This is a genomic window from Actinomadura sp. NPDC048032, assembly GCF_040653175.1.
GTDB lineage: Bacteria > Actinomycetota > Actinomycetes > Streptosporangiales > Streptosporangiaceae > Spirillospora > Spirillospora verrucosospora.
This window is the reverse complement of record NZ_JBEZJP010000313.1, coordinates 1-9,939: the sequence shown is the minus strand read 5'-3', so window position 1 is coordinate 9,939 and position 9,939 is coordinate 1. Positions and strand designations below refer to the sequence as shown.

Genomic DNA, 9,939 nt, shown 5'->3' with positions numbered 1-9,939 from the left:
GTTGACCGTCAGGGTGCTGTGCGCGAACAGCTCGGTGACCGCGGCGGTGCCGTCGATCATCTGGTCGAAGCCCTTCAGGTTCACGTTGTCGTACCGGTCGCAGGCCTGGTGGTAGCACGGGTCGTAGGCGAGGCCCGCGGTGCCGCCGTACCGCTTCGCCTGCTCGGGGGTCTTGATGCCCTCGGCGCCGGTGAACAGGCCGCCGGCGGGGATGCCGACGCTGATGAACGCGTCGTAGTCCGAGCGTCCGTTGAACGGCGTCGGGTCGGTGGGCAGCTTCCGCTTGCCGAAGTAGTCGACGAACGCCTTCTCGATCGCGCCGGACCCGGCGGGGGCCTCGACGTTGTTCTCGCCCGCGCTGTTGTCGCCGTCGTAGACGAAGTTCACGTAGTTGGGCGAGGCGAGCATGTCGAAGTCGAGCATCAGCGCGACCTTGTCACGCTCGGCCTGCGGGAGGTTGTCGACGTAGTACTGGGAGCCGAGCAGGCCCTCCTCCTCGGCGCCCCAGAAGGCGAACCGCACCTTGTTGCGGACCTTGGATCCGAGCTTGTTGATCTGCTTGGCCATCTCCAGCAGCGTCGCCGTGCCCGAGCCGTCGTCGTTGATGCCGGGCCCGGCGGTGACGCTGTCGTTGTGCGCGCCCACCACCACGACGTTGTCGGCCCTGCCGCGCCTGGTGTCGGCGATGACGTTCGCGGCCTGGCGCTTCTCGTTCAGGGTGTCGGTCCTGACCCGGAGCGTGACGCCGCCGTTCTGCGCCTGCTGGACGAGGGCCTTGCCGACCGCGTTCGTCGGGCCGACCACCGGCAGGCCGTAGGGCGTGGTCAGCGTCCCCCCGACCGGGCCCGGCTGGTCGGGCAGCTGGTAGATGACGACGGCGGCCGCGCCGGCGGCGACGGCGTTGTCGGTCTTCAGGGAGAAGAAGCAGCCGCCGCGCTGGATCAGCGCGATGTGGCCCTTCGGGAACCCGGCGAAGTCGCCCGCCTCGCATCCGCTGCCGTCACCGGTCGCCGCCGGGTCGACGGCCGTGGCGGGGGCGGTGACGTCGCCCGACCCGGAGTACTGGAGCGTCTCGAAGTCGCCGTGCGGCGCGAACGTCTTCGGCTCGGGCGCGGTCTCGGCGAGAACCGGCTCCGACAGCTCCTGCCAGAAGTCGAACTCGAAGTTCTGGACCACCGGCGCGTATCCGGCCCGCTTGAGCTGGTCCGCGATGTACTTGATGGTGATCTTGTTGCCGGGCAGTCCCGCGGCCCGGTTGCCGCCGTTGGCGTCCGAGATCTTCTGCAGGTTCAGCTGGTGGTGCCGCACGTCGCTCAGCTTGACGAGCGCGGCCAGCTTGGACTGGGCCGGGCCGGCGGCGTGGGCGGGCGCCGCGGCCACGGTGGTGGCGGCGAGCGACAGCCCGGCGAGGACGGCTAGCGCGGCTCTGCGCATGCTCGGTCTCCGTTGATGGGGGGACAAAGTAAAGCGAAGCTTGACACCTGTCATTTCTCGCAACAAGACACGACTCAGCATCAAAACGGCCAATATTGGCCTCGTTCTTCACCGGGCTAACACGGTTGACACGCCACCGCCGATTACCCCTCGGCGTCCTTCCCCGCGCTCCGCCGACGCGTTCGACAAGGCCCCGAATGCCATTCCATTACAAGATCAATTATCGAACCTCAACCCCTGACCTGCAATGACGTCCGATAAAGGCGGGCCTGGCGCGGCCGGACGCGCCACGCCGGCGCGGCGTCCGGAGATCGCCGCGCACCCGCCCGGAAGGCGCGAGTTCACGCGGCGCACGCGAGAGGTCACAAGTCGCCGCAGGTGAAGCCTCTGGTCCCCGGCAAATCGAACTAAGTATGCTCCCGTCCCGCCAGGTCGGTCGGGGACGGCCGGTTCGAAGACGATCAGGAGTGTGGGCCGGTGACGAAGCCCGAGCAGCTTCATGGCTCCCATGAGCGGCCGCGCACGCGGCCGGTCGGACGGCGGATCGCGATGCTCCTCGCCATCCCGCTCACCGCTCTCGTCTCGCTGTGGGTGTTCTCGGCCGGGACGACGCTGTCCGCCGCGCTGCAGCGGTCGGAGTTCACGCGGATGTACAAGGACGTCGGGCTGCCGGCCGGCGCCGTCATCGGGGCGCTCCAGCGCGAGCGCGCCGCCGCCGTGGCCGTCCTGACGGCGCGGACCGCCGCCGACAGGCGGGCCTACGAGGACCTCGCGAGCAAGACCGACGCCGCCGTGGCGGCCTTCCGCTCGGCGGCCTTCAAGCCCCGGCTCAAGGACGCGATGGGCCCCGAGCTCTGGGAGCGCATGGAGGCGCTGGACGACAGCCTCGACCAGCTCGAACCGCTGCGGGCCCAGATCACCCAGCACGCGGCCAGCACCGTGCAGGCCATCGACGCCTACAGCGGCTTCTCCGACTCGACGTTCCGGCTGCTGACGACCTTCATCAGCGTCAACGACACGAAGGTGTACCGGCAGAGCGCCGGGATCACCCACTTCTCGTGGGCGAGCGACTTCATGCTGCGCGAGGACGCCCTGATGTCCGCGGCCGGCGCGCGCCGGCTGACCGCGGCCGAGCGCATGGCCTTCTCGGGCTGGGCCGGCAACCGCGAGCAGTTCTTCTCGCTCGCCCGCGTGGAGGTGACCGGCGCGCTGTCCCGGGTCGTGGAGCAGCTCGCCACGTCGTCCGCCTACGGAACCTTCACCCTGATCGAGACCCAGATCCGCTGGCAGGGCCTCAATCCCGGCGTCCGGCAGTGGCGGACGGCCACGCAGGAACTGACCCCGCTGTGGTTCACCTCCTCCTCCCGCCTCGGCGACGTCCTGAACGACGACGTCGTCGAGCCGGCCGGACATCGGATCATGCTGCGCTTCTTCCTGGCCTGCGTCGTGGGCCTGCTGATCGTGGCCGCCTCGGTGACGCTCTCGGTGCTGTTCGCCCGGCGGCTCGCGCGGGAGCTGCGGGACCTGCAGGCGTTCGCGCAGCGGCTCGCGCACGAGCGGCTGCCCGCGGTCGTGGCCCGGCTGCGGCGCGGCGAGAAGGTCGACGTCGACGCCGAGGCGCCGCGGCCGGAGCGGGGGCGGACGAGGGAGATCGCCCGGGTGGCCGACGCGTTCGACGCCGTCCAGCGCACGGCGGTCGGCACCGCGGTCGGCGAGGCCGAGCTGCGCGCCAGCATCAACCGCGTCTTCATCAACCTGTCGTGGCGCAGCCAGTCGCTGCTGCACCGGCAGCTGCGGCTGCTCGACCAGATGGAGCGGCGCGCCTCCAGCCCCGAGGAGCTCGACGACCTGTTCCGCCTCGACCACCTGACCACCCGCATGCGGCGGCACGCCGAGGGCCTGGTCATCCTGTCGGGGTCGCCGACCGTCCGCGCCTGGGACCATCCGGTCGCCGCCGAGGACGTGGTGCGCGCCGCGATCGCCGAGGTGGAGGACTACACGCGGGTGGAGGTGACCGGCGCGTCCTCGGCCGCGGTCGGCGGCGACGTCGTCGCCGACGTCATCCACCTGCTGGCGGAGCTGATCGAGAACGCGGCGTCGTTCTCCCCGCCGGCCACGGAGGTCACCGTCAAGGTCGAGACCGTCGCCAACGGGCTGGCCGTCGAGGTCGTCGACCGGGGCGTCGGCCTGGATCCCGACGAGCTGGAGGACCTGAACCGGCGGCTCGCCAGCGCCGTCGAGTTCGACCTGGTCGACACCGAGAGGCTCGGCCTGTTCGTGGTCGCGCGGCTCGCCGCCCGGCACGGCATCCAGGTCTCGCTCCTGCCGTCCCCGTACGGGGGCACGACCGCGATCGTCCTCGTCCCGCACGCGCTGGTCGTCCTCGACGACGACTGGCACATGGCGCGCGGCCACGCCCCCGGGACGCCGCAGCCGGTCGGGTCGGCCGCGGGCGCGGGCCAGGCACGGCTCGGCCGCCCGTCGCGCCCGGCGCTGCCCGGGCGGGTCGTCCGGGAGCGGCCGTCCGGCGAGCCCGCCGGGCTGCCCGCCGGGGCGGGCGCCGTGCCGCCGCCGGCGCCGCCGTCCGACCCGCCGCTCGACCCGCCGGAGGGCCGGGTCCGGCCGGACGGCGCCGAGCCCCGGCCGGGCGGGGTGGAGGACAGCGAGGTCACGGGACGGCTTCCGCGCCGGGTGCGGCAGCGTTCCCTGGCCCCGCAGCTGCGCGGGCGCTCCGCGCCGCGGCACGGCCGGCCCGCCGCGGCGGCCGGCGAGGACGATTTCGAAGAACCGAGCCCGGAGCTCAGCCGCGACCTGATGGCGTCGCTGCAGTCGGGATGGCTGCGCGGCAGGGTCGACGACGATCCGGGCGAGCTTGATCCACGCGATGAATGGGGGGAGTCATGATGCGGCAGGGCAACGCCTCGGGCGAGCTCGACTGGCTGCTCGACGATCTGGTGCAGCGGGTCGGCGAGGTCCGCCAAGCCGTCCTGCTGTCGAGGGACGGCCTGGTCATGGGCGCCTCGGGGGACGTCACCCGCAAGGACGCCGAGTTCCTCGCGGCGCTGTCGTCGGGCTTCCACAGCCTGGCCAACGGCGCCCGCGAGCACTTCCAGGCCAAGCAGGTGCGGCAGACCGTCGTCGAGCTGGACGGCATGCTGTTCTTCGTCATGCCGGCGGGCAACGGGAGCTGCCTGGCCGTGCTGAGCGACGCCGGCGGCAACGCGGGGCTGGTCGCCTACGAGACGACCATGCTGATCAAGCGGGTGCGGCGCACGCTGGCGGCCCAGCCGCGCGGCGCCGAGTCGCAGGACCCGCCGGTGCGCTCGGGCGCGTCAGGCTAGAGCCGGCCGTGGAGAGCCCGAGAGAGCGCTGGGTCGGGTCGGACGCCGGCCCGGTCGTCCGGCCCTACGCGGTCACCCGCGGACGCACCCGCCCCCGCGGGCTCGTCCTGGACCTGGTGACCGTCCTCGTCGCGACCGGCCGGACCCCGGCCGACCGGGTCTGGCTGTCGCGCGAGCAGCGGCGGCTGCTGGAGCTGTGCGGGCGGCCCTCCACGCCCGCCGACCTCGCCTCGGAGACCGACCTGCCGCTGCGGGTCGTGCAGATCCTGCTGGAGGACCTGCACCAGTACGGCCTGATCGAGGAGATGCCGCAGGCCGCGCAGACCGAACGCCCCGACCCCCGCATCCTCATGAGAGTGCTCGATGAACTCCGCCGCCTTTGACCCGACCGCCACCGCGCACGGACGCGACGACGACGTCCCGCTCCACACCCTGAAGGTCCTGGTGGCCGGCGGCTTCGGCGTCGGCAAGACAACGCTGGTGAGCGCGGTGAGCGAGGTGCGTCCGCTGCGCACCGAGGAGGTCCTCACCGACGCGTCCGTGGGCGTCGACCACCTCGGCGGGGTGGAGGGCAAGACCACCACGACCGTGGCGATGGACTTCGGGCGGCTGACGTTCTCCGGTGGCGTCCGGCTGTACCTGTTCGGCACCCCGGGCCAGGAGCGGTTCTGGTTCATGTGGGACCAGATCGCCTACGGCGCCGTCGGCGCCATCGTGCTGGTCGACACCCGCCGGCTCAGCACCAGCTTCGCGGCCATCGACTTCTTCGAGCAGCGGGGGATCCCGTTCGTCATCGCGGCGAACCGGTTCGAGGGCGCCCGCCGCTACACCGTGGAGGAGATCCGCGACGCCCTCGACGTCGATCCGGAGGTCCCGGTGATGATGTGCGACGTGCGGAGCCGGGAGGTGGCGCGGGGCGTGCTGGTGGCGCTCGTCGAGCACGCCCTGCAGGCGGCCCGGAGCTAGCCGGCCGCCATCCGGGCCACGATGAGCGACGCGAGCGCGGCGTAGGCGGCCGAGTCGTCCAGGCCGGTCTGCGCCTTGATCTCGCCGCGGTGGATGGACTCCATCACCTGCCCGGCGACGGCGCCGACGAACGCGGCGTCGCCGCCCGGCGCCGCCTCCCGCACGAGGCCCTGCACGCGCCGCACCGCGTACCGGGTGTTGCTCTTGTAGATCTCCCGCGCGGGGGCGAACGCGTCGAGGTCGGCGAAGAACGCGGCGGACGCGGGGGCCAGCTCGACCGAGATCGCCCGCAGGTAGGCGCCGACCCGCTCGCGCGGGTCGGCGCTGCCGTCGACCGCGGCCTCCACGCGCTCGGTGGCGCGGCGGAAGAAGGCCCGCACGACGGCCGTGATGATCTGCTCCCGGCTCGCCGCGACCGAGTACAGCGTGCTCTTGGAGCAGCGCAGCAGCGCGGCCAGGTCCGCGACGCCCAGCTCCGCGAACCCGCGCTCCAGGAAGAGGTCCATGAGCCGGTCGATCAGCGTCTCGCGCCGCCGCGACGCCCGGGTCGCCCGTTCGTCCACCGAGGTCATGACGGCGACAGTACCAAAACGGGTTCGCCGGTACTGCCTTTGGTACGGTTGGCGGTGCCGAAAGGAGACCGCCCATGCCCGCCACCCGGCACCTGCCGACCGCCGAGTCCGAGGACCTGATCGCGCTCACCCGCGAGATCGCGGCCAAGGAGCTCGCGCCGCGCGTCGCGGACGCCGAGCGCACCGGGACGTTCCCCCGGGAGACGTTCACGACGCTGGGCCGGGCGGGCCTGCTGACGCTCCCGTACCCGGAGGAGTTCGGCGGCGGCGAGCAGCCCTACGAGATCTACCTTCAGGTCCTGGAGGAGATCGGGGCGGCCTGGGCGAGCGTCGGCGTCGGCGTCAGCGTCCACGCCCTGTCCTGCTTCCCCCTCTTCGCCTTCGGCACCGACGAGCAGCGTGCGCGGTGGCTGCCCGACATGCTCTCGGGCGAGCGCCTCGGCGCCTACTGCCTCTCCGAGGCGCACGCGGGCTCCGACCCGGCGGCGATGCGCGCCAGGGCCGTCCGCGACGGCGACTCCTACGTCCTCAACGGCGCCAAGGCGTGGACGACCCACGGCGGCAAGGCCGACTTCTACACCGTCATGGCCCGCACGTCGCAGGAGAAGTCGCGCGGCATCTCCTGCTTCCACGTCCCCGCCGACACCCCCGGGCTGGAGTTCGACGAGCCCGAGGACAAGATGGGCCTGATGGGCTCCACCACCGCGACCGTCCGGCTGGTCGACGCGCGCGTCCCCGCGGACCACCTGATCGGCCACGAGGGCCAGGGGTTGTCCATCGCCCTCGCCGGCCTCGACGCCGGCCGCCTCGGCATCGCCGCGGTCGCCACCGGCCTGGCCCAGGGCGCGCTCGACACCGCCGTCGGCTACGCCAAGGAGCGCGAGGCCTTCGGCAAGGCGATCATCGACCACCAGGGGCTCGCCTTCGTCCTGGCCGACATGGCCGCCGCCGTCGAGTCCGCGCGCGCCACCTACCTCGCCGCCGCCCGGCTCAAGGACGCGGGCCGCCCCTACGGCCGCGAGGCGTCCGTCGCCAAGCTGGTCGCCACCGACAACGCCATGAAGGTCACCACGGACGCCGTGCAGGTCCTGGGCGGCGCCGGCTACACCCGCGACTTCCCGGTCGAGCGCTTTATGCGCGAGGCCAAGGTCATGCAGATCTTCGAGGGCACCAACCAGATCCAGCGCCTGGTCATCTCCCGCCACCTCGCCCGATGAGCAGCGCGATGACCTGCCGATTCACCACACCGCTCTGACCCGATCCGATATCCGGTCCCGTTTCGGCCCGGTTGGCTGGACGTGAAGCGGTGACCGGCCACAAGCGATCATAAGCTGCGGTGTCTGCCGTTCTTGGGGTGTTCTCGTCCCACCCTTTGCGAAGGTTCGTGCGACGCTCGACAGGGCCGCACCGACCGTCTGGGGGGCTGATGAAGGCGCTGCTGAACTCGCTGAACGAGCCCGAGAAGGCTCTCGTCCGGGAGACCGGGAGGGCCGAACTCTCCGACCTCACCGAGGACGGGCTCGTCGATCTGCACACGCGGATCCGGCGCGCCCGCAACAAGTACAGCAAGCTGTACCGCCGCAGCGCGAGCGCGCGGATCGAGGAACACGGCGGACGGGGCAAGGCCCGTCCGAAGAACACCCGCGCCGCTCAGAAGGCAGAGGTGTTCGAGGACGCCCTGGCCCGCGTGAGCTGGTATCTGGCCAGGGCCGCAAGGCGCAGCGCCTCGGAGATCAAAGCCGAGCGCATCGCCGCGGCCAACCCGTCCCGCCCAACCCCGCATCAGCCCGGCGCCCCGCAACCCGAGTCGATGACGCCCCAAACGACGGCTCGCCGCAGACCCACGACCGCCGACCCGGCCCTGAACCGCCGCCACGCCGCCACCCGCGCCAAGGGCGCCCGCCGCCAAGCCCGCCGCGACGCCCGCTGAGGATGCGCGGCCCAGCCCGTCCTGCTCAGGGAGATCGCCCGATTGGGGCAGGCTGCAAGGAGACCAGGGTCGCGGGTGTGGTGCCGCCCACATCCGGCCAGATCCCCTCAGCGAAGGGGCCCCCGCCCGCGGAGCGGGAATACCGTCGCCGTCACCTCGATCGAGCGGAGGCGGGCCGATGCTGTTCGGCGCCATCGGTGGAATCGCCACCGCGATCTTCATGGTGTTCCTTCCCTACGACGAGGGCATGGTCGCGGTGTTCCCGCCGCAGTCGGCGGCCCTCGCCTCACCGGGGCTGCTGATCAGCCTGCTGCTGTCGGGCTCGGCGATGCCCCGCCTGACCTTCGCGACCTGCCTGCCCGCGATGGTCGGCGCCGTCGTCGGCGCGGTCGGAGCGCTGTTCAGCGGACACGCCGGCTACAGCCTGGTCTGGGTGCTGTGGGCCGTGATCTTCTTCTTCGGCCAGCAGCGGGCCTTCCTCAAGGTCCACAAGGCGTCCGCCTGACCCCGGCGCCGCCTACCCTCGCGGGCCGGCGGCGCCCTCGCCCGGCTCGGTGCCGCGTTTGCGCAGTTCGCGGCGGATGTCGTCGGCGGTGAACGGGGAGCCGGCGGCCAGTTCCTCGGGGGCGACGCCCTCGCGGGCCGCGTCCGCGTAGGCGTTCAGCAGATCGTCCTTCGCGGCTTCGACCTGTTCCGCGAGGTCGCGGTAGCGGGTGGTGGCGAGCTTGACCTTGGCGCCGGCTTCTTCAGGACCCATGCGGCACACCTACCCGAACCCGAGCGCATCGCTCATGGGTGATTTGTGCGGCGTGTCACTATCTGCCGCCGCCCCGGACCCTACCGTCGGGTCATGTGGCAGTTCGTCGTGTGGGGGCTCATGGGGGCCGCGGCCAACCGCACGCTGGCGTTCCTGGAGGCGAACCGGCGCGTGAAGGGGCCGCCCTGGCGCTACCCGAAGGGACCGGGCGGCCGGTACTACCTGTTCGCCTGCGCGCTGCACTGCGCGCTCGCCGCGATGGTGACGTCGGCGGCCGCGGCGAGCGACCTGATCGACGCGCCGTGGCTGGCGTTCGCGTGCGGCGCGAGCGCCCCGGCCGTCATGGCGAAACTCGGCCGGTACGCGCTCTGGGCGCTGCCGCCGGGCCCGGGCGGCGACGGTGAGGACGACGACGGGCCCGGTCGGGCCGGATGAACGGGGGAAGCGATGCCGAGTCCTGATCGCGGCTGGCGCGGGCTGCTTGAGGCGTTCTCCGACGCACCGGCCGCCGGCGGGCCGGGGACGGCGCCGCCGGGCGGAGCGGGCCGGGCGCGGCTGCTGCTGGAGGCGTTCTCCGACGCCTCGCCCGCCTTCGCCGCGGACGGGCCGGGGCCCGCGCCCTCGCACGCGGCGGATCCGGGGCGGGCGCTCGCGCGGGGGGCCGTGACGTTCGGCGTCCTCGGGGCGGTGTGCACGGCGTGGGCGGCCGCGGAGACCGGGACGTCCGCGGCGGCGCTGCTCGCGGCGTTCACGTTCGCCGTCCTGGCCCTGTTCGTGGCTCCGCTCGCCGGGTTCGCGCGCGCCGGGGCCGCGTCGGCCCGGGCGCAGGGGGTCCGCGAGCGGTCCGCCGACCGGTCCGGGAGGCTCCGCGACAGCTTCTGGCACGCGCTGGGCTCGGAGGAGCGCGACGCCGTCCGCGGCGTCGCGGGCCCGCGCGCC

At 72.9% G+C, this 9,939-nt stretch carries 12 protein-coding genes; 9 read left to right on the top strand and 3 right to left on the bottom strand.

The window, feature by feature from the left end:
* The coding region (locus AB0C69_RS30525; RefSeq protein ID WP_360358520.1) for a M28 family metallopeptidase at positions 1-1,434 on the bottom strand (1,434 nt) is incomplete at its 3' end.
* 477 nt (positions 1,435-1,911) lie between these two features.
* On the opposite strand from AB0C69_RS30525, the gene AB0C69_RS30520 reads away from it, so the two are divergent.
* The 4 genes from AB0C69_RS30520 to AB0C69_RS30505 are packed head-to-tail and all read left to right on the top strand — an operon-like array spanning position 1,912 to position 5,741.
* Positions 1,912-4,338 (top strand): nitrate- and nitrite sensing domain-containing protein, encoded by a 2,427-nt coding sequence (locus AB0C69_RS30520; RefSeq protein ID WP_360358519.1) that lies wholly within the window; start codon positions 1,912-1,914, stop codon positions 4,336-4,338.
* On the top strand, positions 4,335-4,775 hold the full coding sequence (locus AB0C69_RS30515) for a roadblock/LC7 domain-containing protein (protein WP_205718435.1): 441 nt from the start codon (positions 4,335-4,337) through the stop codon (positions 4,773-4,775). The genes AB0C69_RS30520 and AB0C69_RS30515 overlap by 4 nt, the downstream gene beginning before the upstream one ends.
* Positions 4,776-4,783: 8 nt before the next feature.
* Positions 4,784-5,158 (top strand): DUF742 domain-containing protein, encoded by a 375-nt coding sequence (locus tag AB0C69_RS30510; protein ID WP_185025215.1) that lies wholly within the window; start codon positions 4,784-4,786, stop codon positions 5,156-5,158.
* Positions 5,139-5,741 carry an ATP/GTP-binding protein gene (locus AB0C69_RS30505; protein ID WP_345183820.1) on the top strand — a complete coding sequence of 201 codons (603 nt, stop codon included), beginning with the start codon at positions 5,139-5,141 and terminating at the stop codon, positions 5,739-5,741. Before AB0C69_RS30510 ends, AB0C69_RS30505 begins: the two co-directional genes overlap by 20 nt.
* Here AB0C69_RS30505 and AB0C69_RS30500 read toward each other — a convergent pair.
* On the bottom strand, positions 5,738-6,313 hold the full coding sequence (locus tag AB0C69_RS30500) for a TetR family transcriptional regulator (RefSeq protein WP_353835813.1): 576 nt from the start codon (positions 6,311-6,313) through the stop codon (positions 5,738-5,740). The genes AB0C69_RS30505 and AB0C69_RS30500 overlap by 4 nt on opposite strands.
* Before the next feature lie 74 nt (positions 6,314-6,387).
* Between AB0C69_RS30500 and AB0C69_RS30495 the strand changes: the two genes are divergently transcribed.
* The 3 genes from AB0C69_RS30495 to AB0C69_RS30485 all read left to right on the top strand — a co-directional run bounded on the left by AB0C69_RS30495 (position 6,388) and on the right by AB0C69_RS30485 (position 8,748).
* Entirely contained in the window at positions 6,388-7,530 is a 1,143-nt protein-coding gene (locus AB0C69_RS30495; protein WP_360358518.1) for an acyl-CoA dehydrogenase family protein, read from the top strand.
* 209 nt (positions 7,531-7,739) lie between these two features.
* A complete protein-coding gene (locus AB0C69_RS30490) occupies positions 7,740-8,243 on the top strand; it encodes a hypothetical protein (protein WP_345183815.1) in 504 nt (167 codons plus the stop codon).
* A gap of 178 nt (positions 8,244-8,421) precedes the next feature.
* Positions 8,422-8,748 carry a hypothetical protein gene (locus AB0C69_RS30485; protein ID WP_360358517.1) on the top strand — a complete coding sequence of 109 codons (327 nt, stop codon included), beginning with the start codon at positions 8,422-8,424 and terminating at the stop codon, positions 8,746-8,748.
* 12 nt (positions 8,749-8,760) lie between these two features.
* Here AB0C69_RS30485 and AB0C69_RS30480 read toward each other — a convergent pair whose 3' ends face one another.
* Positions 8,761-9,000, bottom strand: a complete 240-nt coding sequence (locus tag AB0C69_RS30480; RefSeq protein WP_360358516.1) for a hypothetical protein — start codon at positions 8,998-9,000, stop codon at positions 8,761-8,763.
* Between the two features lie 93 nt (positions 9,001-9,093).
* Between AB0C69_RS30480 and AB0C69_RS30475 the strand changes: the two genes are divergently transcribed.
* Together AB0C69_RS30475 and AB0C69_RS30470 are read left to right on the top strand one after the other, a co-directional pair.
* Entirely contained in the window at positions 9,094-9,435 is a 342-nt protein-coding gene (locus tag AB0C69_RS30475; protein ID WP_345183809.1) for a hypothetical protein, read from the top strand.
* A gap of 12 nt (positions 9,436-9,447) precedes the next feature.
* On the top strand, positions 9,448-9,939 hold a 492-nt coding region (locus AB0C69_RS30470), incomplete at its 3' end, for a hypothetical protein (protein WP_360358515.1).